Source organism: Streptomyces sp. NPDC015171 (assembly GCF_043079545.1).
Lineage (GTDB): Bacteria > Actinomycetota > Actinomycetes > Streptomycetales > Streptomycetaceae > Streptomyces.
Genome location: NZ_JBIBUO010000014.1, coordinates 59,377 through 83,585 on the forward strand (window position 1 = coordinate 59,377; position 24,209 = coordinate 83,585).

The following is a 24,209-nucleotide window of genomic DNA, read 5'->3' on the forward strand; positions in this document are numbered from 1 at the left end:
AGAACCGTTCAAACCGGTTCTCCGAGAGGTGTCCGTGTGTCCGCGTCCCCCGCACCACCGGCCCCGCCCCGTCGGGTGATCCTCGTCCTGGCCCTCGCCTGCGGAGTGAGCGTCGCCACGATCTACTTCCCGCAGGCCATCAGCGCACTGATCGCCGCCGACCTACGGGTCTCCTCGGGCTCGGCGGCCCTGGTCGTCACCGCGGCCCAGTTCGGCTACGCGGCCGGTATCTTCCTGCTGGTCCCGCTCGGCGACCGGCTCCCGCACCGCCGGCTGATCGTCACCCTGCTCCTGCTGACCGCGGCCGGCCTGGTCGCCGCCGGAGCCGCGCCGACACTGCCCGTCCTCGTCGTCGCGAGCGCGCTGACCGGAGTCACCACGGTCGTCCCGCAGGTCATCATTCCGATGACCGCAGGACTCGTGCCCGCCGAGCGGCGCGGCGCCGTCACCGGCACCCTGCTCAGCGGGCTCATCGGCGGCATCCTGCTGGCCCGGACCTTCAGCGGCACCCTCGGCGAGTGGCTGGGCTGGCGGGCCCCGTACCTCGTGGCCGCCGTGCTGCTGCTCGCCCTCGCGGCGGTCCTGGCCCGTGTGGTGCCGGACACCACGCCCTCGTCCCGGCACCGGTACCCGGAGCTGATATCCGCTCCGCTGCGTCTGCTGCGCGAGGAACCCGACCTGCGGCGCTCCTGTCTCTACCAGGCCACCGTCTTCGCCGGCTTCAGCGCCGCGTGGACCGCGCTCACCCTGCTGGTCACCGGGCCGACGTACGGCATGGGCGCCCAGGCCGTGGGTGTGCTCGGACTCGTCGGCGCCGCGAGCATGTTCTGCACCCCGTTCGCCGGGCGCATGGCCGACCGCCGGGGCCCGGACGCGGTCAGCCTGTGGTGCCTGCTCGGGGTGATCGGCTCGGCTGCGGTGCTGCTCCCGGGGGGCCTCGGCGGCACGGGCGGTCTCGTCGTACTGGCCGCCGGGATGCTGCTCCTCGACGTGGCCGTGCAGAGCGGCCAGGTCGCCAACCAGGCCCGCAACTTCGCCCTCCGGCCGGACGCCCGGGCACGGGTCAACACCGCCTATATGACGTGCGCGTTTCTCGGCGGCAGCGCCGGGTCCTGGCTCGGGGTGCGGGCGTACGGGCGGCTCGGCTGGCCGGGTGTGGCGGGGCTCGTGGCCCTGACCGCCCTGGTCGCGCTGACCCGGCATCTGACCCGGGGGCGCACGACGGCCGCGCCGGCCGCGTCGGCCGGTGACGCGGTGACGCGGTGACGCGGTGACGCGGTGACGCCGAGCCGGGTGCGGTGACACCCGGCCGGCCGGGTCAGTGCGGACCGGACCGGGCCGGCCCGCGTCCGATCGGGCCGATGGGCGTCGCATCCACTCCCTGCCGAAGCCGAAGCCGAAGCCGAAGCCGAAGCCAGGAGCAGGGCCAGAGCCCGCGCCACCGCACCTGGACTCGCACCCGCACCCGCACCCGCGCCCGCCCCCGCGGCGGCGTGCTCCTACCCCTCGGCCCGCGATCGCAGGTCCACGATCCGGCGGATCTTGCCCACCGACCGCTCCAGCGACTCCGGTTCCACGATCTCCACGTCGACCGACACCCCGATGCCGTCCTTGACCGCGGCGACGATGGCCCGGGATGCCGCCTGACGCGCCTCCGGTGACGCGTCAGGGCGGGCCTCGGCCCGCACGGTCAGGGCGTCCATGCGGCCCTCCCGGGTGAGCCGCAGCTGGAAGTGCGGGGCCACGCCGGGCGTGCGCAGCACGATCTCCTCGATCTGAGTGGGGAAGAGGTTGACCCCGCGCAGGATCACCATGTCGTCACTGCGCCCGGTGATCTTCTCCATCCGCCGGAACACCCGGGCCGTACCGGGCAGCAGCCGCGTCAGATCGCGCGTCCGGTACCGGATGACCGGCATGGCCTCCTTGGTCAGCGAGGTGAACACCAGCTCGCCCGGCTCGCCGTCCGGCAGTACCTCGCCGGTGATCGGATCCACGATCTCCGGATAGAAGTGGTCCTCCCACACATGGAGGCCGTCCTTGGTCTCCGCGCACTCCTGGGCCACACCCGGACCGATCACCTCGGACAGCCCGTAGATGTCGACGGCGTCGATCGCGAACCGCTCCTCGATCTCGCGCCGCATCTGCTCGGTCCACGGCTCGGCCCCGAACACGCCCACCCGCAGCGAGGTGGTGCGCGGATCCACCCCCTGCCGCTCGAACTCGTCCAGCAGCGTGAGCATGTAGGAGGGCGTCACCATGATGACGGACGGCTCCAGATCCTGGATCAGCTGCACCTGCCGGGCCGTCATGCCGCCGGACGCCGGGACGACCGTACAGCCCAGGCGCTCGGCGCCGTAGTGGGCGCCCAGGCCACCGGTGAACAGCCCGTAGCCGTACGCCACATGGACGACATCGCCCGGCCGGCCGCCGGCCGCCCGGATCGACCGGGCCACCATGTCGGCCCACACCGAAAGGTCGTTGTCCGTATAGCCGACCACCGTGGGGCGTCCCGTCGTGCCGCTGGAGGCGTGCAGCCGGCGGATCCGCTCCCGGGGTACGGCGAACATGCCGTACGGGTAGTTCGCCCGCAGGTCGGCCTTGGTCGTGAAGGGGAAGCGGGCCAGGTCGGCGAGCGAGCGGCAGTCCTCGGGGCGGACGCCGGCTTTGTCGAAGGTGTCCCGGTAGAACGGCATGTGCTCGTACGCATGCCGCAGCGAGGTGCGCAGCCGCTCCAGCTGCACCGCCCGCAGTTCCTCGGGGTCGAGCCGTTCGCCCGCGTCCAGCAGCTCCGTCGCATCCGCCATGGGGACGTCTCCCTCACCAACCGCGCATTCCGGACGACCGATCATTCGGTCGATCTGTTCGGGGCCAGTAATTCAGGCCACTCGGCCTCCCGGCAAGGGGTCTGCGGGAATTTCCGCGCGGCGGACACCGTGGGACGGGGCCCCTCGAATGGCGTTGCGGCCGGGCGGCGCGGTTCGCGATGATCAGCGCATGTCTGCCTTCACCGCGACCGACGGGACCCGGCTCGCCTACCATCTGCGCGGCACCGGAGAGCCCCTCGCCGTGCTGCCCGGCGGCCCCATGCGGGCCTCCGCCTACCTCGGGGACCTCGGCGGGCTGACCGCGCACCGCGCACTCGCCCTGCTCGACCTGCGGGGGACCGGTGACTCGGCGGTGCCGGCGGACCCGGCGACGTACCGCTGTGACCGGATGGTCGACGACGTGGAGGCGTGGCGGGCACACATGGGCTGGGAGCACATGGATCTGCTCGCCCACTCCGCCGGCGCCGCCCTGGCGATGCTCTACGCGGCCCGTCACCCGCACCGGATACGCCGGCTGGTGCTGATCACGCCCAACCCGTCCGCCCTCGGCATGCGGGCCACGCCCGAGGACCGGCTGGCCGCGGCCCTGCTGCGCGCGGACGAACCGTGGTTCGCGCAGGCGTTCCCCGCCTTCCGTGCCTGGCTCGCGGGCGAGGCGGAGTTCGACGACGTGGTCCTGCCGTTCTTCTACGGCCGCTGGGACGACACCGCCCGGGCGCACACCGTCGCCGAGCTGGACGAGACCAACGAGGAGGCGGGCGAGCGCTACTTCGCCGAGGGCGCCTTCACCCCGGAGGCGACCCGGACCGCCCTCGCCGCGCTGACCGCGCCGGTCCTCGTCCACGCGGGCGAGGTCGACGGCGGTCCCCGCCCGGCCCTCGCCCGCCGCACGGCCGCCGCCTTCCCGCACGCCGAGTGCACGGTCCAGCCGGGCGCCGCCCACTACCCCTGGCTGGACGACCCGGAGCGGTTCGTGCGGGGCACGCTCGCCTTCCTCGACCGCTGACGGCATCAGCCCGGCCGTGGTCCGTACGCCCTCAGGAAGCGGTCGCGGAAGGCGTCCATCGGCCAGACGGGTGCGTTCGCGGCCGGCTTCAGGCCCTCGCTCCAGCCCCAGCCGGAGATCCGCGCCAGCACCTTCGGGTCACGGGCGACGACCGTCACCGGCACGTCCCTCAGGGGGCTGTGCGCGGTGACCGCCGGGATCGGCTGGTGGTCGCCGAGGAACACCAGGACCGTGTTCCCGCCGCCGTAGCGCCGCAGGAACCCGACCAGGCTGTGCAGTGAGTACGCGATCGACTCCCGGTACGCGACGCGCACGCTGTCCGGGTCCTCCCGGACCTCCGCGACCGCCGCTTCCCGGTCCCCGCCGTTCGCGCCGTCCTCGGCGAAGCGGTGGAAGACCGAGCCGTCGCCCAGGCTCCGCCAGTCGATCGCGCGGGGCACGGGTGCCCAGGGGTGATGGCTGGAGGTGAGGATGATCTCCGCCATCAGCGGGCCCCGGCCGCGCCGCCCGAACTCCAGCCTCCGGAAGCTCTCCAGGGTGTACTGGTCCGGCATCCGCGACCAGCCGAACGCCGGGCCCCGGTAGCCGAGGTGCGCGCTGTCGTAGACGTGGTCGAGGCCGAAGAACCCGCCCTCCGGCCAGGCCCTGTCCACTCCGGGCACGATCCCGGCGGTCCGCCAGGCGCCGGCCCTGCGGAAGGCGCCGGTGAGGGTCGTCCGGTCGCTGGAGGTGAGGGTGCGGAACCGCTGCTGGTTGCTGATCCACAGCCCGGACAGGAAGGTCGAGTGGGCCAGCCAGCTGCCGCCGCCCGTCACCGGCGAGCGCAGCCAGCCGCTGCGCGCGGCGAACCCGGCCGTCCGCAGAGCGGCGGTGCCCTCCGCCAGGACCGCGCCGATCCGCGGGGCCATCGCCGGATCCTCGATCGCCGAACGGCCGTAGCTCTCGACGAAGGTGAACAGCACGTCCTTGCCGCGCAGGCCGGTCAGCAGCCGGTCGGGCGGGGTGCGGGCGAACGCGTCACGGGCGGCCTGACGCCGGAAGACCCGCGCGTCCGTGAGGGACGTACGGACCTGCCGGGCGCGTTCGCCGACGAGGTCCGCGTCGACCGTGGCGGCGACCGGGACGCCGCCGGTCCGCAGGCCCAGGGTGAGGCAGATGAGCCAGACGGTGGTCAGCACCAGGGTGCCGCGGACCGCGCGCGGCCGGTGCCGGGCCAGCACGGTCGACAGCCGGAGCGCCGCCAGCGCGGTCAGGGCGGGGACGGCGAGTACGAGAGCGCAGGCCCCGGCGGTGGCGAGCACCTCGCCGGTCCGGCCGGACGTCTCCCGCAGATAGTCCGCGGCGCTGCCCAGCAGACCCCAGTCGAGCACCGGGTCGAACGGGCGGAACAGGACCGAGCGGAACCCCATGTCGACGCACTTGAGCAGGGCGAGCAGTCCGATCAGCGAGCCGCCAGCGACGGCGCAGGCCCGCCTCGTCCGCGCCGGCGGCACAAGCAGCAGGGCGGCCAGCGGCAGACCCTCGACGGGGAGCCGCAGGAAGGCGCCTGGGGTCAGCAGGTCGAGCTGGTCCGGCAGCAGCAGCGCGCCCAGCAGCAGGGCGGCGGCGAGCACGGTCGCGCCCACGGCCAGGCACCACGCGCCGCGGGAGCGCCGGCCGGGCGCGGGGTCGGCCGGCGCCTCGGGTGCGGCGCTGCCCCCGACCGTCGAAGGGCCGGTGTCCGGTGCGGGCGAGCCGTCCGGCAGCCGACCGGGCGAGAGGTGCGACACCCGAAGGTCCTTCCGTGCGGGGCCCGAGCCGGCCGCGGCGGGCCGGGCACGGCGCCCGGGGCCGCTGCCGGCCGGTCGTCACGGTGTGCGGCCCGGACGTGCGCACAGAGTAGTCCTCGGGGACGGCCCCGGCGGTGGGACACCCCGAGGGCTACGGCCGCTCGGCCGCCACCGCCACCTCCCGGGCCCACCGGTAGTCGGCCTTGCCGCTCGGAGACCGCTGGATGACCTCCGTGATCACCAGCTGACGCGGCACCTTGTAGCCGGCCAGACGGGTGCGGCAGTGGTCCTGGATATCGGCCAGCGTGGGGTGCGACGCCCCCGTGCGCAGCTGCACCACCGCCGCCACATGGCTGCCCCACCGGGGGTCCGGCACCCCGGCGACGAGCGCGTCGTACACATCCGGATGGGCCTTGAGCGCCTGCTCGACCTCCTCCGGGTAGACCTTCTCGCCGCCGGTGTTGATGCACTGCGAGCCCCGGCCCAGGACAGTGACGACGCCGTCCGCGTCGACCGTCGCCATGTCGCCCAGCAGCACCCAGCGCAGCCCGTCGCGCTCGAAGAACGTCTCGGCCGTCTTCGCCCGGTCGTTGTAGTAGCCGAGCGGTACGTGCCCGCACTGCGCCACCCGGCCGATCTCCCCGGCCGCGACCGGCTCGTAGGTGGCCGGATCCACCACCCGGGTGCGGGAGTTGACCCGGATGCGGAAGCCGCGCTCGGGTCCCGAGTCCTCGGTCGCGGTGCCGTTGAAACCGGACTCGGAGGAGCCGAAATTGTTCAGCAGCAGGGCGTTCGGCACCAGCTCGCGGAACTGCCGGCGCACCGTCTCCGACATGACGGCGCCCGAGGAGGAGACGCTGAACAGGGCCGAGCAGTCCGTTCCCTTCAGCGGTCCGGTCAGCGCGTCGATCAGCGGCCGGAGCATCGCGTCCCCGACCAGCGACATGCTGGTGACCTTCTCCCGCTCCACGGTCCGCAGCACCTCCTCCGGCACGAACTTGCGGTGCAGGACCACGCGTTGGCCGAAGTTGAAGCCGATGAACGCGGTCAGCGTCGACGTGCCGTGCATCAGCGGGGGAGTGGGGAAGAAGGTGATCCCGGAGCCCCCCGCCGCGACCCGCTCGGCCAGTTCCTCCGGCGCCTTGACCGGCTCCCCGGTCGGCGCACCGCCGCCGAGACCGGCGAAGAACAGATCCTCCTGTCGCCACATCACGCCCTTGGGCATGCCCGTCGTGCCGCCGGTGTAGACGATGAACAGGTCGTCCCCGGAGCGCGGGGGAAAGCCGCGCGCGGGCGAACCGGCGGCCTCCGCCGCGGCGAACGGCACCGCCCCGGGCACCGCCTCGGCGGCCGGCGTACCCACCCGCAGCAGCAGCCGCAGCTTCGGCGCATGCGGCAGCGCCCCCGCCACCCGGTCCTCGAACTCCCCGTCGAAGACCAGCGCGGCCAGGTCCGCGTCCCGGTAGAGGTACACCAACTCCTCTTCGACATAGCGGTAGTTGACGTTGACCGGGACGACCCTCGCCTTCAGGCAGGCCAGTACCGTCTGCAGGTACTCGACCCCGTTGTACAGATGGAGGCCGAGGTGCTCGCCAGGCCGCAGGCCGCTGTCGATCAGATGGTGCGCGATGCGATTGGCGGCGGCGTCCAGCTCGGCGTACGTCAGCCGGCGCTCCCGGCCGGTGCCGGGATGGTCGAGATACACGAGCGCCTCACGGTCCGCGACCACGTCGACGACCGACTCGAACAGGTCGGCAAGGTTGTACTCCACCGCTTCCTCCTGACCCCGGCAGCCCTGGCGAAGAGAGGCGCATGCGTCGGTTCGCCGGTCATCAGAGCAAAGGGCGCCGCAACTGGGAAGGGTCCGCGCCAATAAATCTGACTGACTGTCAGAAAACCCTTGAAGTGCCCACTCGCCTCCTGCAACCTGTTCTCGTTCTGACCGAGGGGAGATGGCCATGGCTGGGACGGAACACCTCACCGTGCGGCGCGAAGGTGCCACGCTGGTACTCACGCTCGACCGGCCCGAAGCAAGGAACGCACTCTCACTGGCCATGCTCGTCGGCCTGTACGACGGGTGGCTCGAAGCCGACGCGGACGACACGGTCCGCTCGATCGTGCTCACCGGGGCGGGCGGCGCGTTCTGCGCCGGCATGGACCTCAAGGCCCTGGCCGGCGACCGCATGCGGGGACAGGAGCACCGCGACCGGCTCAAGGCCGACCCCGATCTGCACTGGAAGGCGATGCTGCGCCACCATCGCCCCCGCAAACCGGTGATCGCCGCCGTCGAAGGCCACTGCGTGGCCGGCGGCACCGAGATCCTCCAGGGCACCGACATCCGGGTCGCGGGCGAGTCCGCGACCTTCGGCCTGTTCGAGGTGCGGCGCGGCCTGTTCCCGATCGGCGGCTCCACCGTCCGCCTCCAGCGCCAGATCCCGCGCACCCACGCCCTGGAGATGCTGCTCACCGGACGCCCCTACAGCGCCCGGGAGGCCGCCGCCATCGGCCTGATCGGACACGTCGTCCCCGACGGCACCGCCCTCGCCAAGGCCCTGGAGATCGCCGAACAGGTCAACGCCTGCGGCCCGCTCGCCGTCGAGGCCGTCAAGGCGTCCGTCTACGAGACCGCCGAACTGACCGAGACCGACGGGCTCGCCGCCGAACTCACCCGCGGCTGGCCCGTCTTCGACACCGCCGACGCCAAGGAGGGCGCCCGCGCCTTCACCGAGAAGCGGCCCCCCGTCTACAAGCGCGCCTGACCCGAGGAGCCCCCGATGCCCGAAGTCCTCTCCGCGCCACTCGTCGTCGAGTTCCCCTTCACCCGCTCCCTCGGCCCCGTCCAGAGCGCCTTCCTCACCGGCCTGCGCGAACGCGTCGTCCTCGGCGTGCGCACCACCGACGGCCGCGTCCTGGTCCCCCCGGTCGAGTACGACCCCGTCACCGCCGACGAGATCCGCGACCTGGTGGAGGTCGCCCCCACCGGGACGGTCACCACCTGGGCGTGGAACCACGCCCCCCGCCGCGGCCAGCCCCTGGCCACCCCCTTCGCCTGGGCCCTGATCCGGCTCGACGGCGCCGACACCGCCCTGCTGCACGCCCTCGACGCCCCCGGCCCCGACGCCGTGCGGACCGGCATGCGGGTGCGCGTCCGCTGGGCGGCCGAGCGCACCGGCGCCATCACCGACATCGCCTGCTTCGAGCCGTACGACGGCGCACCGGGCCGGCCGGGCGGCCACACCGGCGTCTTCGCGGACCCGCTCACCGGGATCGTCGCCCCCGCCCGGCTCGACTACACCTACTCGCCCGGCCGCGCCCAGTCCGCCTACATCGGCGCCCTCGCCGACCGGCGGACCGTCGGCGAGCGCTGCCCCGCCTGCCGCAAGGTGTACGTCCCCCCGAGGGGTGCGTGCCCCACATGTGGGGTGGCCACGGCCGAACAGGTCGAAGTGGGGCCCCGGGGCACCGTCACCACCTACTGCATCGTCAACATCAAGGCGAAGAACCTCGACATCGAGGTCCCGTACGTCTACGCCCACATCGCCCTGGACGGCGCCGACCTCGCCCTGCACGCCCGGATCGGCGGCATCCCCTACGACCAGGTGCGCATGGGCCTGCGCGTGGAGCCGGTGTGGACCGAGGGCGCCCGCTACCCCGACCACTACCGGCCGACCGGCGAACCGGACGCGGACTACGACACGTACAAGGAGCTGCTGTGACCAGCGAGGAAGCCCCCGGTCCCCGGGACATCGCCGTCGTCGCCTTCGCGCGGACCGACCCCCGGCGCTCCGCCGAGGAGTCCTCCGAGGTCGAGATGCTCATGCCGGTGCTGCACGAGGTCCTGGCGCGGACCGGCCTGAAGGCCGCCGACATCGGCTTCACCTGCTCCGGCTCCAGCGACTACCTCGCCGGCCGCGCCTTCTCCTTCACCCTCGCCCTCGACGGCGTCGGCGCCTGGCCGCCGATCTCCGAGTCGCACGTCGAGATGGACGGCGCCTGGGCGCTGTACGAGGCCTGGACCAAGCTGCTCACCGGGGACGCCGACACCGCGCTCGTCTACTCCTACGGCAAGTGCTCGCCGGGCTCGGTCCGCGATGTGCTCACCCGCCAGCTCGACCCCTACTACGTCGCCCCGCTGTGGCCCGACGCGGTCGCCCTCGCCGCCCTCCAGGCGCAGGCCCTCATCGACGCCGGGGACACCGGTGAACCGGCCCTCGCCGCCATCGGCGCCCGCAGCCGCGCCGACGCCGCCGCGCACCCGCACGCCCGACTCCAGGGCCCGGCGCCGCAGGGCGACTACGTCGTACGGCCGCTGCGCACCGGCGACTGCCCGCCGGTCGGCGACGGCGCGGCGGCCGTGATCCTCGCGGCGGGGGAGCGGGCCCGTGAGCTGTGCGAGCGGCCCGCCTGGATCCGGGGCATCGACCACCGCATCGAGGCCCACTCCCTGGGCGTGCGCGACCTCACCGACTCGCCCTCGGCCCGGCTCGCCGCCGAACGCGCGGGCGCCTTCGAACGGCCCGTCGACACCGCCGAGTTGCACGCCCCGTTCAGTGCGCAGGAGGTCGTCCTGCGCCGGGCCCTCCGGCTGGACGACAGCGTGCGCGTCAACCCCTCCGGCGGTGCCCTCGCCGCCAACCCGGTCATGGCCGCCGGACTCATCCGCATCGGCGAGGCCGCCGCCCGCATCCACCGCGGCGCCTCCGACCGCGCCCTCGCCCACGCCACCTCCGGCCCCTGCCTGCAGCAGAACCTGGTCGCCGTACTCGAAGGGGATCCCCGATGAGCAAGGAGCCCGTGGCCGTGACAGGGATCGGCCAGACCAAGCACGTCGCCGCCCGCCGGGACGTGTCGATCGCCGGACTCGTCCGCGAGGCCGCCCGACGGGCCCTCGACGACGCCGAGTTGACGTGGGCCGACATCGACGCCGTCGTCATCGGCAAGGCCCCCGACTTCTTCGAGGGCGTGATGATGCCCGAGCTGTACCTCGCCGACGCCCTCGGCGCGGTCGGCAAGCCCATGCTGCGGGTGCACACCGCCGGCTCCGTCGGCGGGTCCACCGCGCTCGTCGCCGCCAACCTGGTCGCCGCGCGCGTCCACGGCACGGTCCTCACACTCGCCTTCGAAAAACAGTCCGAGTCCAACGCCATGTGGGGGCTGTCCCTGCCCATCCCGTTCCAGCAGCCCCTGCTCGCCGGAGCGGGCGGTTTCTTCGCGCCCCATGTGCGCGCCTACATGCGGCGCAGCGGCGCCCCCGACACCATCGGCGCGCTCGTCGCCCACAAGGACCGGCGCAACGCCCTGAAGAACCCCTACGCCCACCTCCACGAACACGACATCACCCTGGAGAAGGTGTTGGCGTCACCCATGTTGTGGGACCCCATTCGCTACTCCGAGACCTGCCCGTCCTCCGACGGCGCCTGCGCCATGGTCCTCACCGACCGCGCCGGAGCCGCCCGCGCGCCCCGGCCGCCCGCCTGGCTGCTCGGCGGCGCCATGCGCAGCGAACCCACCCTCTTCGCCGGCAAGGACTTCGTCTCCCCGCAGGCCGGCAAGGACTGCGCCGCCGACGTCTACCGGCAGGCCGGCATCGCCGACCCGCGCCGTGACATCGACGCCGTCGAGATGTACGTCCCGTTCTCGTGGTACGAGCCCATGTGGCTGGAGAACCTGGGCTTCGCCGCGGAGGGCGAGGGCTGGAAACTCACCGAGTCCGGCGTCACCGAACTCGACGGGGACCTGCCGGTCAACATGTCGGGCGGGGTGCTCTCCACCAACCCCATCGGCGCCTCCGGCATGATCCGCTTCGCCGAGGCCGCCCTCCAGGTGCGCGGCCGGGCCGGAGAGCACCAGCTGGACCGGGCCCGCAAGGTGCTCGGCCACGCGTACGGCGGCGGCTCGCAGTTCTTCTCCATGTGGCTCGTGGGCGCCGAGCCCCCCGACTCCTGACGGACCGGCCGCGCGGGCCCGGCCGGACTCCCGCAAGATCGTCCCCGCGTGCCCTGTCCGCCGTAGCGACCGGTCGCTAGGCTGAGCCGCGGACGACGAACCGGGAGGAGCACGGACGTGGCCGAGAGCATCACCCAGCAGCACCCGCTCGCGGGCTGGGACAAGCCGGAGCTGGACCTCAGCAGGGCCGAGTGGCAGTCCAGCAGCCGAGGTCTGGGCGACGTCCAGATCGCCTTCATCGAAGGCTTCATCGCGATGCGCAACAGCGAACGGCCGGAGAGTCCTTCCCTGATCTTCACCCCCGCGGAGTGGGGCGCCTTCGTCTCCGGCGCGCGCGAGGGCGAGTTCGACCTCACCTGAAGCCCTCCGGGAGCCGCACCGGAACCTCACCTGAACCGGGGGTGTTCCGACCCGATTTCCGGACACGCGATCAACAGCACCCCGTGGGGCCCGCCTCTGAGCGAGGCTGGCCCCAGCAAGGGGAAGGTCGTGTTCCGGAGGTGAGGAAAAGGATGAGCGCTGCGCCGGTCATCGCCGCGGTCGACGGTTCCGCGGACAGTCTGCGCGCCCTGGACTGGGCCCTGGACGCCGCACATCGCCGCGCGGCACCGCTGCGCGTGGTGCACGTACGGCAGTACGCGGCCTGGGGCCAGGCCGACGTGCTGGTCGCCGGGCCGCCCGACGCGCAGGGCGACCCGGTCCTCGACGAGGTGCGCGACCGGATCGCGGGCCGCGCGGACGAGCCGGCCGTGGAGTACGTCGCCCTGGAAGGTGTACCGGGCGCCGTACTGCCCGAACTGGGCCGCGACGCCCAGCTGTTGGTGCTCGGCTCCCGGGGGCGCGGCGGCTTCGCCAGCCTGCTGCTGGGCTCCAACGGCCTCGCCGCCGCCCGGGACGCCGAGTGCCCGGTGGTCGTCGTGCCCCCGCCCGGCCGGGAGGTGCACGGGGACGGGCCCGCCGAACCGGGGCCCCGGGTCGTCGTCGGCGTGCACGTCGACAGCCCCGACGACGGCGTGCTCGCCTTCGCCTTCGCCGAGGCCGCCCTGCGCGGCGCCCGGCTCCAGGTGATCGCCGCCTATCCCTGGCCGTTGCAGACCTGGTCCGCACCGGGCCAGGTGGTTCCGCCCCTGGTCGACCAGGTCGCCGTGGAGGGCGAGACCCGCATCCTGGCCGACGGCTTCCTCGCCCCGCACCGCGAGCGGCACCCCGGGATCCGCGCCGACGCCGAGGCGCTGCCCGGCGACGCGGCCGGCCGCCTGGTCGCCGCCTCCAAGGACGCCGACCTGGTCGTCGTCGGCCGGCACCGGCGGCGGCTGCTCTCCCCGGCCCGCATGATGGGCTCCGTCACCCAGGCCGTCCTGCTGCACGCGGCGAGCCCGGTCGCGGTGGTGCCGCCGGCCCCGCCGGAGAACGAGGCCGAGGACACGTCGGCGTAGCAGACCGCGCGGTGCTCCGCAATGCCCGCGGTGCCGACTCACCCTCAGCAGGCTGTGGTGCGCGGCGCCATGGTGCCCGGACACACCCGAACCTATGGTTCCGCCACTCCCAGCGCCGGCCCCCCTCCCACAGGGGGCGGCCTGGGCCCGTGTGTCCTCCGAAGGAGCCGTCATGCCACAGCCCGCGTCCGGCAAGTCACCCGGGGCGCCCCCGCACGCCCGTGCGGTGCTCCGCCTGCTCGCCGTCCTCGCCGTCGTCCTCGGCACCGTCCTCGCCGGTCCCGCGCCCGCCGCCCGCGCCTCCGTCACGCTCACCGAGGTGAGCGACTTCGGGGCCAACCCGGGCGCCCTGACCATGTACGTGTACCGGCCCGCCGCCCTGCCGGCCCACCCGCCGGTGGTCGTGGCCCTGCACGGCTGCACCCAGAGCGCGCAGGTCTACGCCGACAACTCCGGGCTGCCGCAACTCGCCGACCGCGACGGCTTCCTGCTGGTCCTCGCGGAGACCGGCACCGCCAACAACCCGAGCAAGTGCTTCAACTGGTTCCAGGCCGGCGACAACCGGCGCGGCCAGGGCGAGGCCCTGTCCGTCCGGCAGATGGTGAGCCACGCCGTCAGCGGCTACGGGGCCGACCCGCGGCGCGTCTACGTCACCGGCCTGTCCGCCGGCGGCGCCATGACCGCGGTCATGCTCGCCGCCTACCCCGACGTCTTCTCCGCCGGCGCGGTCGTCGCCGGCCTGCCCTACGACTGCACCCGGGACAACAGCCCCTACCTCTGCATGAACCCGGGCGTCGACCTGAGCCCGGCCGACTGGGCCCAGCGGGTGCGGGACGCCTACCCGGCGTACACCGGGCCATGGCCGCGCGCCGCCATCTGGTACGGCGACCAGGACACCACCGTCGTCCCCCGCGCCGCCTCCGAACTGCGCGACCAGTGGACGGCCCTGCACGGCCTGACCCAGACACCCACCCGCACGACGGCCATCGGGCCGAACGCCACCCGGCAGGACCAGTACCTGGCCGCCGACGGCACGGTCGCCGTAGAGGTCGACCGCGTCCCCGGCATCGGCCACGGCACCCCCGTCGACCCCGGCGGCGGCGCCGAGCAGTGCGGGGCCACCGGCGCCCCGTACTTCCTCGACTCGATCTGCTCCAGCCGCTGGATCGCCCGGTTCTTCGGCCTGGACACCTCAGGCCCCGGCACACCGGACCCCGGTGACCCCGGCCCCGGCGACCCGGCCCCCGCCGCCTGCTGGACGGCGAGCAACTACGCCCAGGTGCGGGCGGGACGCGCCACCACCGGCGGCGGCTACGCCTACGCCGTCGGCTCGCACCAGAACATGGGCCTGTACAACACGTTCGTCACCCACACCCTGAAAGAGACGCCCGCCGGCTACTTCACCCTCGCCGACGGCGGCTGCCCCTGACAGCGGGTCAGCCGACCCATCGGGCCGCCATGGTGGCAGACGCCCCCGAACGGGCCATCATCATGGCGGCCCCACACATGTCCGAAGCCACCACAGCACCCCTAACCTCCAGCGCGTCCCCACCTGCCGGAGGAATCCCATGCCACCCCACCGCACCCCACCGCCCGGCCGACCGGTCCGCCGTACCCGCCTCGGCGCGCTCGCGCTGGCGACCGTCTGCACGCTCCTGGCCACCCCGGCCGCGGCGGCACCCGCCGGCTCGCGAGCACCGGACGCCCACTGCGCCGGCCGGGCCCGGCTCCAGGTGCCCGGCGCCGCACACCAACGGGCCGACTGCCTGGACGAGCTGACCACCGCCGGCACCGTGGCCTCCGGCCACACCGACCCGGCCGACTACGCGGGACTCACCCCCAAGGCCCTGCCCACGCCCGCAGGCGTCCCCGGCATCCAGATCGACGGCTACTTCCCGGACACCTCCGCCGGCAACACCAACCACGGCTGGCACCACGACTCCCAGTTCGTCCTCCGGCTGCCCGACCACTGGAACGGCGGCCTGGTGGTCGCCGGAACCCCGGGCAACCGGGAGCAGTACGCGAACGACCGGGCCATCGCCGACTGGGTGCTCGCCCGCGGCTACGCCTACGCCGCCACCGACAAGGGCAACACCGGCACCGCCTTCTACCGCGACGGCCGCCGCCCCGGCGACGCCATCGCCGAATGGAACACCCGCCTCACCCAGCTCACCCGCGCCGCCCGCACCGTCGTCACCCAGCGCTACCACCGGCCCCCGGCCCGCACCCTCGCCACCGGCATCTCCAACGGCGGTTACCTGGTGCGCTGGCAGCTGGAGCACCACCCCGAGCTGTACGACGGCGGAGTCGACTGGGAGGGCACCCTCTGGCGCACCGACGGCCCCAACCCGCTCACCTTCCTGCCGGCCGCGCTGCGCCACTACCCCGTCTGGGCCGCCGGCGGACCCGGTGCCACCGAGGCGGCGGCGGCCCTGCACCGCGCGGGCTTCCCGGCCGGCTCCGCGTTCCTGTGGCCGTACCACCACCAGGTCTACTGGGACCTCACCCAGCGCATCTACCGCGAGGAACTCGACCCCGGCTACGACGGCGACGCCGAGGCCGGCACCCCGTTCTGCACCCCCGGCACCCCGGCCTGCGACGCCGACTACGCCTACCCGGCCCGCCCCGACGCCGTCCGCCGGGCGGTCGGCCGCATCGCCCTGACCGGCCGAATCGGCAAGCCCCTGATCACCCTCCAGGGCACCCTCGACGTGCTGCTGCCGATCAGCGTGGACTCCGACGTCTACGCCGGCATGGTCCACCGGGCCGGCCGCGGCTCCCTGCTGCGCTACTACCGCATCGAGGACGGCACCCACACCGACTCGCTGGCCGACGCCTTCCCCGACAGGCTCCGCCCGATGGTGCCGTGCCACCGGTCCGCCTTCACCGCCCTGGAACGCTGGATCGCCGGAGCGGGCCGCCCGCCCGCCGACCGTACGGTCGCGCGCCCGGCCGGCGCGGACCCCGCCGAGCTGCTCGCCGAGTGCCCTCTCCGGTAGACGATCTTTCGGGTGCCCGCGAGTCACCCACCGGAGCCCGGACACGTACCATGGCCGCATGTCGTTCCTCCGCCGCCGCAGCGCGACCCCTGCCGGACCCGACTTCGACGTGCTGGCCATGGACCCGGGCGACTGGCCGGGCAATCTCGGCGCGGGCCTGCTGCCCGCCCCCGACGGCACCTGCCAGGGTGTCTTCCTGCGCTACGACCTGTTCGGCGGACGCGGCCCCGCCATGATCATCGGCAATCTCCCGGAGGGCTCCCCGGCCCGGGACGTCGCCGAGGGCGAGATCCCCTTCGAGGTGGGCCAGCTGCTGCTGGCGCTGGAGAACGACGAAGAGATCACCGTGGTCGGCACCGAGGACACTCCGGTGCTCCAGGGCGACAACCTCCTCATCGTGCGGCGGCTGAAGCTCTCCGAGAGCCGGATCTCCTGCGTCCAGTTCGACCGCAGCGACGGCGTCCTGGTGACCATCGCCGCCTGGGACCGCCCCATCACGGACGACCTGTACGCCCTGCTGAAGCCGCTCCCGGCGGAGCTTTTCCAGCAGGGCTGAGACACCGCGTGCGCCGCTAGCGCGCCGAGCGCTCCAGCACCACGTCCGCGGCCCGGACGAACCCGACCCGGTGGCCGTACTGGATCTCGTAGTACAGGTCCTTGCCCGCCACCACCCGGTGCGAGTCGGTGGTGAAGGTGACCGCGTAGTAGTACTCGCCGGGCACCGCGTCACCGACCACGTACCTCTGCCCGGCCGGGACGGTGTAGGGCAGCGGCACCACCGACTGGGCGGGGACGTCCGCGGGATAGGCCGCCTTCTCCGGATAGGCCCGGCCGTACACCGGGACGCTCGCCAGGCCGTCGCGCGGGGTCACCACGAGGGTCTTCGCCGGTACCGCCGCCGGTTCCTTCCGGGGATTGCGGAACCATGCCTTCTGCCCGAGGTACCAGACGGCCGTCCAGTCGCCCCAGCGGTCGGCGACCGCGTACTGCTGGCCGGTGGAGACCCGCGAGGACAGGTCGTTCACCCCGTCGGTCGGGGCCGTCCCCAGGCCGATGTCCTTGATCAGCGGGGCGTTCACATCGTGGTCCGAGTACAGCCGCACCTCGCTGGAGCCGTGCGCGGCGCAGGGCTCACCCTTGGTGGTGCAGCCGGTGTAGACGGGCTGGTTCGCGGCGTAGTCCGGCAGGATCGTCACCGCTCCCGAGTGCGCGCCGGCCGTGCGCCGGAACGGGTGGCCCAGCAGCTGGAAGTAGTGCCGCCAGTCCCAGTACGGGCCCGGGTCCGTGTGCATGCCCGGAACGGTGGAGGCGGTCGGGCCGGGGACGTTGTCGTGGCCCAGGATGTGCTGCCGGTCCAGCGGGATCCGGTACGTCCGGCTCAGGTACTTCACCAGCCGAGCCGACGACCGGTACATCGCCTCCGTGTACCAGGCGTCCGGCTCGGCGAGGAAGCCCTCGTGCTCGATGCCGATCGACTTGGCGTTGATGTACCAGTTGCCCGCGTGCCAGGCCACGTCCTTCGCCTTGACGTGCTGGGCGATCAGACCGTCGGTCGAGCGGATCGTGTAGTTCCACGACACATAGGTGGGGTCCTGGACCAGGTTCAGGACGCCGTCCCAGGTGCCCTCCGTGTCATGGATGACGATGTACTTGACGCTCTGGGACGCCGGGCGGTCGCCCAGGTCGTGGTTTCCGTAGTCGTTGTCCCCGAACTCCGCGTAGGGCGCCGGGACCGACTCGCAGGACACCGACCTCGGGCATTCGGTGCCGTCGGTGGGCAGCGTACGCAGACCGGCCCGCTTCAGCTGGGCGGTGTCCGCCGTCAGCCGCGGCTGGGCGGCCAGGGCCATCAGCTGGCCGCCGTCCGTGGTGCGTTCCTCGCCCGTGCGCAGCACGTCGTACACGTCGTCGGCGTACGCGGCGGCGGTCGCCGTGTCGTCGGCCCCGGAGAACCTGGCCACCGCGCCGTACCAGTCGGCCGGGTCGGCGCTCAGGTTCTCACCGAGCTGCTTCTGCGCGGCGGCGAGCAGGGCGGCGCCGCCGGCCACGTTCGCCGCGGGGTCCGTGCGCAGCTCGGCGGCCGGGATGCCGGTCAGCTCGGCGGCCCGCGGCAGCGTCTTCAGCCGCGCCGGGACCGCAGACTCGGCCGGTGCCTCGACCGTGGGGTGCAGGGCGGCACGCGCGGTGTCGCCGCGGGCGTCCTCGGAGCCCCCGGCGAAGTGCTCGGCGGTGGCGATCGCGGTCCTGGCGTCGGTGAGGTGCATCGGGCCGTAGCCGCCGGTCACACTCGGCGCTCCGCCGTGCCAGTCCCAGCGGGACTGGAGATAGGAGACGGCCAGCAGCACGCTCTGCGGCACGTGGTAGTCGGCCGCCGCTGCGGCGAACGCCTCCTGGAGCCGGTGCGTGGAATCCGTGGCCGGCCCGGTGTGGGCCGGGGCCGCGCCGAGCAGGGGCAGCAGCAGGGCCGCCGAGGCGAGCGGAACGGCGGTTCGCCGCAGATGTCTGGGGCCGGAAGGGGACGTGGGGTCGGTGGCGGATCCTCGCAATGCGGCCTCCTGTGACGGGCGGAGCGTGGCGGGGCGTGCGGCGCCGAGCTGGGTCTGTGGTACCGGCTTGCCGACGATCCGTCAATGATGCCGTCAGGACGGCGATTTCCCATGTCACGGGGGTTTCGGCGAGTTTCGCCGCCAAGGCGCGCGGGCCTGCGCGGCGTCACTGGCGTACACCAGTGACCGCGCCCGGCGCCGGAGTTGCGGGCACGGACACGAAGGTCCGCGGTGCGCCGCCGCTCAGGGCACACCGCGGAGCCGTCGTCCCCGTCAGCGAGTGCCGACCGCCGCACGCACGGCCCTGCGGGCCATCTGACAGTCGTCGTGCAGCCGCCTGAGCAGCAGCCGCTGTTCCTCGCCGGACGGCGCAGCGCCCGGGTGGGCCGTGCCCGTGCCCGGTGCCGCCGGGGCCGTTTCGTGCATCGAACGCTGCACGGCCGTCTCGTACGTACGGATCTCGCGGGTCAGCAGGAGCATCAGGTTCACCAGGAAGGCGTCCCGGGAGGCCGGGCCGGCGGACTGGGCGATCTGGCTGATCTGCCGCCGGGCCATCGGCGCGTCCCCGAGGACCAGCCACAGCGTCGCCAGGTCGTACCCCGGCAGGTACCAGCCCGCGTGCTCCCAGTCCACCAGCACTGGACCGGCCGGTGAGAGCAGGATGTTCGAGAGCAGGGCGTCGCCGTGGCAGAACTGGAGCATGCCGTGCCGGCCCACCTCGTGGGCGATGCCGTGCAGCAGCTTCTGCAGGTCGCCGAGGTCCCGGTCGGTGAGCAGACCCAGTTCGTGGTACCGGGAGATCCGGGCCGCGTAGTCCAGCGGCATGTCGAAGGTGCCGGCCGGGGGCCGCCAGGCGTTCACCCGGCAGATCGCACCGAGCGCGGTCCGGATGTCGGCGCGGGGCGGTGCGTCCGTCGGATGCCGCTGGAGCGACGCCGTCCGGCCCGGCATCCGCTCGATCACCAGTGTGCAGTTGTCCGGGTCCGCCGCGATCAGCCTCGGCACCCGGACCGGCGGCCGGTGCCGGACGAACGAGCGGTATGCGGCTATTTCGTGGCGGCTCCCCTCCGCCCAGGCGGGCGAGTGGTCGAGGAGACACTTGGCGACGGCCGTGCTGCGCCCTGTCGTCCCGACGAGGAGGACGGACCGTCCGCTGCGCCGCAGGACCTGCACCGGAGCGAACTCCGGGCAGATCCGGTGCACCGAGGCGAGCGCGGCGCGCAGCTGCGCGCCCTGGGGGCCGGACAAGTCCAGCCTTCCGCTGAGCGGTTGGGTCCCGGGCTGGCCCGGTAGCCGCCGGGCCCGGCCCGCGCCCAGCACGGGCCCGCCCGGACGCGCCGCCGGGTCGAGGTACGGCCCGCCGCCCGCCGGGCGGGAGCGCAGCGGCCGGGGCGGGGCGGACACGGAGGACGATGCTGCGTACATGGGAGAAACAGATCCCTTCGTGTGCCTGCTGTGCCTGCCTGTACGTCCGCGCTCCGAACCCTTGCTCGCGGGGCGTGCCCCGTGAGCGTGGTTTCCAGAGCGTGCGCCCACCCGGCCCGGTCAGCCGGGCACATCCTGGGGAATGTGCCCGACATATGCGACCGGATGGCCGTCACAGGGAGGTGGCGACCGGGCCGGGGTGGCTCGTTCCTACCTGACACCCGATGCCCAGTGGCACACCATCTGGCGCACCCTGGCGAACCGTGGCGAATAGTCGCCCGGCAACTCCCACGGGGCTACTGTCAACTCAGCCGAGAACCTGGGGGCTTGACGTGAGCGGACAACCCAACACCCGCCTGACGGACCTGTTCGGCCTGGCCGGCTGGTCGAAGGGCGAACTCGCGAGACTGGTCAACCGGCAGGCGGGGGCCATGGGCCACCCCCAGCTGGCGACCGACACCTCCCGGGTGCGGCGGTGGATCGACATGGGAGAGATCCCGCGCGATCCCGTGCCGCGGGTGCTGGCGGCCCTGTTCACCGAGCGTCTCGGCCGTGTCGTGACCATTGAGGACCTCGGTCTGGTGCGGCACGGGCGTACGGGGAAACGGCAGGCCGACGGGATCGAGGAACATCCCGACGGAGTGCCGTGGGCGCCCGAACGGACCGCCGCGGTCCTCACCGAATTCACGGGAATGGACCTCATGCTCAACCGACGCGGCTTGGTGGGTGCGGGTGCCGCGCTCGCCGCGGGATCCACACTCAGCAGCGCCATGCACGACTGGCTGCACACCGACCCGGCCCTGAAGGCCGACGCCCCTGTACTCGACGACCCCCTGCACGCCGACCCCGCCGGATTCGACCGGTACGAGGCGGCCCCCATCGGCTCTCAGGAGATCGAGGAGCTGGAGCGCTCGGTCGAAGTGTTCCGCGCCTGGGACGCGGCCCGTGGCGGCGGGCTGCAGCGCAAGGCGGTCGTGGGCCAGCTCAACGAGGTGGGCGGCATGCTCGCCTATCACCATCCTCCCCACCTCCAGCGGCGCCTGTGGGGCGTCGCGGCCAACCTCGCCGTCCTCGCCGGCTGGATGTCGCACGACGTCGGCCTGGAACCCACGGCGCAGAAGTACTTCGTCATCGCCGCCCACGCCGCCCGCGAGGGCGGTGACCGGCCGCGCGCCGGTGAGGCGCTGTCCCGGGCGGCCCGGCAGATGGTGCACCTCGGCCGCCCCGGCGACGCCCTGGACCTGATGAAGCTCGCCCAGTCCGGTTCCGGCGGCCGGCTGCAGCCGCGCACGAAGGCGATGTTCCACACCATCGAGGCCTGGGCGCAGGCGTCGATGGGCAAGGGCCGGGCGATGCGCCGCACGCTCGGTCAGGCGGAGGACCTCTTCGTCTCCGAATGGCAGGACGTGGAGACGCCGGACTGGATGCAGACCTTCAAGGACGAGGATCTGTACGGCATGCAGGCGCTCGCCTACCGCACCCTGGCGGAGTTCGACCCGGGCGAGGCCGTGCACGCCCAGTACTACGCGGAGAAGGCCCTGGCCCTGCGCGTGGACGGACGGGAGCGGTCGAAGATCTTCGACCATCTGTCCATGGCGTCGGCCTGCTTCATCGCCGACGACCCCGAACAGGCCGATCGCTACGCCCGGCTGGCCCTGATGTCGATGGGTTCGAACTCCTCCCGTCGCACCTGGGACCGGCTGCGGCAGATGTACCGGCTGACCGCCGAGTACGCCGGGTACCCGAAGATCCACGAGCTGCGGGAGGAGATCAGGCTCGCCCTGCCCAAGCCGAGGGCCAAGTCGGACGGCAACAGCGCCCAGGCATAGGGGGCCTGTGCGCTGTCCGCTCCGGCGGACCCGTCAGCACGGCCCGGCGGGACGGCTGCGCGGTGCCCTGCTCGGCCATGCCCGACCGGTCATCCGGTGACCTGGCCGGTCATCCGGTGACCGTCACCCGGTGACCTTGGCGACGAGCACACACGCGTCGTCCTCGCGCCCGGCGCCGCCGAACTCCTCGACGACCGTGCGCACACAGTCCTGCGCGGTGCGCGCCGCGCCGAACCGTGGGGCGAGGCCGATGAGCCGGTCCACGGCCGCCGACCTGCTGTGGCCCGACATCAGCCCGTCGGTGTGCAGGAGGAGCAGGTCGCCCGGGGCCAGGGTGACCTCGGACTCCCCGTAGGCGGCGCCCGAGGAGGCGCCGAGGAGGACGCCGTCGGGTGTGTCCAGCGTGCGCCCCGTCCCGTCGCGGTACAGCAGCGGGGCGGGGTGTCCCGCCTGCGCCCAGACCAGGGAGCGGGTCTCGGGCCGGTAGCGGCAGCAGACGGCGCTGCCGAGGGCGGGCTGCACGGTGGCGTCGAGCAACTGGTTCAGCATGGCCAGCAACTGGCCGGGCGCTGTCCCGGCCATGGCCATGCCGCGTACGGCGCCGAGCAGCATCGCCATGCCGGAGGCGACGGTCACGCCCTGTCCGGTGAGGTCGCCGACGCTGAGCAGGGTCTGGCCGTCGGGCAGTTCCAGCGCGTCGTACCAGTCCCCGCCGATCGGGGTGGCCGTCGCGGCGGGGAGGCGGTGGGCGGCCAGGTCCAGGGTCGCCCGTGCCCCCTCGTGCGGGAGCCGCAGGGAGCCGCGCCATGGCGGTAGCACGGCTTCCTGCAGCTCTGCCGCGAGCCGGTGCTCGGTCTGCTCCTGCCGGCGGTGGTGGTGCAGCGAGTCACGGGTCTCGCACACCGTCCGCTGATTGCGGCGCAGTTCGCTGACGTCGCGGAGCACGGCCCACATGGAGGCCGTGCCGCCGTCGGCGCCGAGCACGGGTTCGCCCATCATGTGCACGGTCCGCAGGGTGCCCTCGGGCCGTACGACACGGAACTCGCCGTCGATCGGCTTGGCGTCGACCAGGCAGTCCGTGACCATCGCGGTGAGCTTCGGCCGGTCCTCGTCCAGGACGAGGCTGGGCAGTTCGTCCAGGGTGAGGGCGGGGCGGTCCGGGTCGATGCCGAGGATCTGGTACAGCTCGCCGGACCAGGTGGCCTCGTCCGTGAGCAGGTTCCACTCGGCGCTGCCGACCCGGCTGAGCAGCGAACCGCGGGGGACGGCGGCCGGCGCGGGGCGGACGGCGGCCGGCTCGGCTGACCCGGCGGGCGCGGGCGGCGGGCCCTCCCGCAGCTGGGCCAAGTGGGTGTCCAGGTCGTCCAGTTGGTGCAGGGCGAGATCACACAGGGCGCGCTGCCAGCGTTCCTGGGGGTCCGAACCGTCGCTCCGGGTGTCCCGCCGTACCGCGTTCACGTCTCCCTTGAGCCGCCGCGTCTGCGTTATCAACGCCTCGACCGAGCCGCGTCCGGGCGGCTGGGCGGCTGGGCGGTCCGCGGAGACTGGGGACGGCATGACGCACTCCGAATGGGGGAGGGACGGTACGGCGGGAACGACGGGGACCATTACGACTTTGGCACAGCCCGCGACGCGCTGTAAGGGATTTGGCAACACACGATACGGTGGTGCTTCAGGCATATGCCAGAGTCTTCCCGGAGCGATCCGGAGATACGGATGACGTACGTGTCGTAGCGGTCAAGTCGTACGAGGCTTACGCGAGTTGAGTCGGCCGGGGCGCCTGTATGTGGCGTTCACGCGAATGTTCGACGTTTCCCAGTTCACATATGCTGCACGGCGGCCGGTACCTGTCGAACTCTGACCGGAATTGGCGGCATGCGAGGGGCCCTTGCGTACTCCTTAAAGACATGGACATCACCGTCGCACAGCTCGCCCAGGCCAGGCTCATCACCGCCGAGGACCAGGAGGTCCCGGTGTCGGTCACCCTGCGCTACACCGCGGACGACCCCCTCGCCGTCTTCCTCGACTTCCCGGCCGAGGCCGCGCTGCACGGCGAGGAGGTCACCTGGACCTTCGCCCGCGCCCTGCTCGACCAGGGGCTGCGGGCCCCGGCCGGCCACGGGGACGTACAGATATGGCCGTACGGCCGCACCCGGACCGTACTGGAGTTCCACTCGCCGCACGGCATGGCCCTGCTGCTGTTCCCGGCCGCGGCGCTGCGCCGCTTCCTGGTGCGCACGTACGAGCTGGTGGCGTGCGGACAGGAGGACGTGGCGCAGGTGGTGGAGCGGGGGCTCAGCTCCCTGTTCGGCGGGGTGTGAGCAGGTCGCGGGGGGCGGCGGGGCGCACGGACACGACTTTGTCCTATGTTCATCTTCGACTCACCGCACGGGTATGGCCCCCGACGGCCACCGCGTGCACCCTGGCG

The 24,209-nt window shown here is 73.3% G+C and carries 19 protein-coding genes; 13 read left to right on the plus strand and 6 right to left on the minus strand.

What is annotated here, in order from left to right; genetic code table 11:
- Nucleotides 1-36 precede the first annotated feature (36 nt).
- Nucleotides 37-1,266, plus strand: a complete 1,230-nt coding sequence (locus ACF073_RS31375; protein ID WP_392074807.1) for an MFS transporter — start codon at nt 37-39, stop codon at nt 1,264-1,266.
- A gap of 233 nt (nt 1,267-1,499) precedes the next feature.
- On the opposite strand, the gene paaK is transcribed toward ACF073_RS31375, so the two are convergent.
- Nucleotides 1,500-2,804 carry a phenylacetate--CoA ligase PaaK gene (gene paaK / locus ACF073_RS31380; RefSeq protein WP_392074808.1) on the minus strand — a complete coding sequence of 435 codons (1,305 nt, stop codon included), beginning with the start codon at nt 2,802-2,804 and terminating at the stop codon, nt 1,500-1,502.
- 190 nt (nt 2,805-2,994) lie between these two features.
- Between paaK and ACF073_RS31385 the strand changes: the two genes are divergently transcribed.
- Nucleotides 2,995-3,831 (plus strand): alpha/beta fold hydrolase, encoded by an 837-nt coding sequence (locus ACF073_RS31385; protein ID WP_392074809.1) that lies wholly within the window; start codon nt 2,995-2,997, stop codon nt 3,829-3,831.
- Nucleotides 3,832-3,836: 5 nt separating this feature from the next.
- Here the strand turns inward: ACF073_RS31385 and ACF073_RS31390 are convergent, their stop codons facing one another.
- Both ACF073_RS31390 and ACF073_RS31395 read right to left on the minus strand, forming a co-directional pair.
- Nucleotides 3,837-5,600, minus strand: coding sequence for a sulfatase (locus ACF073_RS31390; protein WP_392074810.1), 1,764 nt, complete (start codon nt 5,598-5,600; stop codon nt 3,837-3,839).
- A 151-nt stretch (nt 5,601-5,751) separates the two neighbouring features.
- Nucleotides 5,752-7,371, minus strand: a complete 1,620-nt coding sequence (locus ACF073_RS31395) for an acyl-CoA synthetase (protein WP_392074811.1) — start codon at nt 7,369-7,371, stop codon at nt 5,752-5,754.
- A gap of 187 nt (nt 7,372-7,558) precedes the next feature.
- Between ACF073_RS31395 and ACF073_RS31400 the strand changes: the two genes are divergently transcribed.
- The 9 genes from ACF073_RS31400 to ACF073_RS31440 all read left to right on the plus strand — a co-directional run bounded on the left by ACF073_RS31400 (nt 7,559) and on the right by ACF073_RS31440 (nt 16,537).
- Entirely contained in the window at nt 7,559-8,359 is an 801-nt protein-coding gene (locus ACF073_RS31400; protein WP_392074812.1) for a crotonase/enoyl-CoA hydratase family protein, read from the plus strand.
- 15 nt (nt 8,360-8,374) lie between these two features.
- Nucleotides 8,375-9,316: a Zn-ribbon domain-containing OB-fold protein gene (locus ACF073_RS31405; protein ID WP_392074813.1), complete on the plus strand. Its 942-nt coding sequence runs from the start codon at nt 8,375-8,377 to the stop codon at nt 9,314-9,316.
- A complete protein-coding gene (locus ACF073_RS31410) occupies nt 9,313-10,383 on the plus strand; it encodes a thiolase domain-containing protein (RefSeq protein ID WP_392074814.1) in 1,071 nt (356 codons plus the stop codon). Before ACF073_RS31405 ends, ACF073_RS31410 begins: the two co-directional genes overlap by 4 nt.
- Nucleotides 10,380-11,546 (plus strand): thiolase domain-containing protein, encoded by a 1,167-nt coding sequence (locus tag ACF073_RS31415; protein WP_392074815.1) that lies wholly within the window; start codon nt 10,380-10,382, stop codon nt 11,544-11,546. The genes ACF073_RS31410 and ACF073_RS31415 overlap by 4 nt, the downstream gene beginning before the upstream one ends.
- A gap of 117 nt (nt 11,547-11,663) precedes the next feature.
- Nucleotides 11,664-11,906: a DUF397 domain-containing protein gene (locus tag ACF073_RS31420; protein ID WP_392074816.1), complete on the plus strand. Its 243-nt coding sequence runs from the start codon at nt 11,664-11,666 to the stop codon at nt 11,904-11,906.
- A 152-nt stretch (nt 11,907-12,058) separates the two neighbouring features.
- Entirely contained in the window at nt 12,059-12,982 is a 924-nt protein-coding gene (locus tag ACF073_RS31425) for a universal stress protein (RefSeq protein ID WP_392074817.1), read from the plus strand.
- A 172-nt stretch (nt 12,983-13,154) separates the two neighbouring features.
- The gene (locus tag ACF073_RS31430) at nt 13,155-14,411 is read left to right on the plus strand and encodes an alpha/beta hydrolase family esterase (RefSeq protein ID WP_392074818.1); all 1,257 of its coding nucleotides are present in this window, start codon (nt 13,155-13,157) and stop codon (nt 14,409-14,411) included.
- Between the two features lie 139 nt (nt 14,412-14,550).
- On the plus strand, nt 14,551-15,981 hold the full coding sequence (locus ACF073_RS31435) for a tannase/feruloyl esterase family alpha/beta hydrolase (protein ID WP_392074819.1): 1,431 nt from the start codon (nt 14,551-14,553) through the stop codon (nt 15,979-15,981).
- Nucleotides 15,982-16,039: 58 nt separating this feature from the next.
- Entirely contained in the window at nt 16,040-16,537 is a 498-nt protein-coding gene (locus ACF073_RS31440; RefSeq protein WP_392074820.1) for a hypothetical protein, read from the plus strand.
- A 16-nt stretch (nt 16,538-16,553) separates the two neighbouring features.
- On the opposite strand, the gene ACF073_RS31445 is transcribed toward ACF073_RS31440, so the two are convergent.
- Both ACF073_RS31445 and ACF073_RS31450 read right to left on the minus strand, forming a co-directional pair.
- On the minus strand, nt 16,554-18,527 hold the full coding sequence (locus ACF073_RS31445) for an N-acetylmuramoyl-L-alanine amidase (RefSeq protein ID WP_392074821.1): 1,974 nt from the start codon (nt 18,525-18,527) through the stop codon (nt 16,554-16,556).
- A gap of 273 nt (nt 18,528-18,800) precedes the next feature.
- Nucleotides 18,801-19,952: an aminoglycoside phosphotransferase family protein gene (locus ACF073_RS31450; protein ID WP_392074822.1), complete on the minus strand. Its 1,152-nt coding sequence runs from the start codon at nt 19,950-19,952 to the stop codon at nt 18,801-18,803.
- Nucleotides 19,953-20,284: 332 nt separating this feature from the next.
- Between ACF073_RS31450 and ACF073_RS31455 the strand changes: the two genes are divergently transcribed.
- Entirely contained in the window at nt 20,285-21,781 is a 1,497-nt protein-coding gene (locus ACF073_RS31455; protein WP_392074823.1) for a hypothetical protein, read from the plus strand.
- A 123-nt stretch (nt 21,782-21,904) separates the two neighbouring features.
- Here ACF073_RS31455 and ACF073_RS31460 read toward each other — a convergent pair whose 3' ends face one another.
- The gene (locus ACF073_RS31460; RefSeq protein ID WP_392074824.1) at nt 21,905-23,338 is read right to left on the minus strand and encodes a PP2C family protein-serine/threonine phosphatase; all 1,434 of its coding nucleotides are present in this window, start codon (nt 23,336-23,338) and stop codon (nt 21,905-21,907) included.
- Between the two features lie 350 nt (nt 23,339-23,688).
- On the opposite strand from ACF073_RS31460, the gene ACF073_RS31465 reads away from it, so the two are divergent.
- A complete protein-coding gene (locus ACF073_RS31465) occupies nt 23,689-24,102 on the plus strand; it encodes an SsgA family sporulation/cell division regulator (RefSeq protein WP_392074825.1) in 414 nt (137 codons plus the stop codon).
- Nucleotides 24,103-24,209 lie beyond the last annotated feature (107 nt).

Coding starts and splice junctions, on each gene's coding strand:
- paaK (WP_392074808.1), bottom strand. CDS start 2,804: ATGGCGGATGCGACGGAGCTGCTGGACGCGGGCGAACGGCTCGACCCC.
- ACF073_RS31385 (WP_392074809.1), top strand. CDS start 2,995: ATGTCTGCCTTCACCGCGACCGACGGGACCCGGCTCGCCTACCATCTG.
- ACF073_RS31400 (WP_392074812.1), top strand. CDS start 7,559: ATGGCTGGGACGGAACACCTCACCGTGCGGCGCGAAGGTGCCACGCTG.
- ACF073_RS31405 (WP_392074813.1), top strand. CDS start 8,375: ATGCCCGAAGTCCTCTCCGCGCCACTCGTCGTCGAGTTCCCCTTCACC.
- ACF073_RS31415 (WP_392074815.1), top strand. CDS start 10,380: ATGAGCAAGGAGCCCGTGGCCGTGACAGGGATCGGCCAGACCAAGCAC.
- ACF073_RS31425 (WP_392074817.1), top strand. CDS start 12,059: ATGAGCGCTGCGCCGGTCATCGCCGCGGTCGACGGTTCCGCGGACAGT.
- ACF073_RS31430 (WP_392074818.1), top strand. CDS start 13,155: ATGCCACAGCCCGCGTCCGGCAAGTCACCCGGGGCGCCCCCGCACGCC.
- ACF073_RS31435 (WP_392074819.1), top strand. CDS start 14,551: ATGCCACCCCACCGCACCCCACCGCCCGGCCGACCGGTCCGCCGTACC.
- ACF073_RS31440 (WP_392074820.1), top strand. CDS start 16,040: ATGTCGTTCCTCCGCCGCCGCAGCGCGACCCCTGCCGGACCCGACTTC.
- ACF073_RS31450 (WP_392074822.1), bottom strand. CDS start 19,952: ATGTACGCAGCATCGTCCTCCGTGTCCGCCCCGCCCCGGCCGCTGCGC.
- ACF073_RS31460 (WP_392074824.1), bottom strand. CDS start 23,338: ATGCCGTCCCCAGTCTCCGCGGACCGCCCAGCCGCCCAGCCGCCCGGA.
- ACF073_RS31465 (WP_392074825.1), top strand. CDS start 23,689: ATGGACATCACCGTCGCACAGCTCGCCCAGGCCAGGCTCATCACCGCC.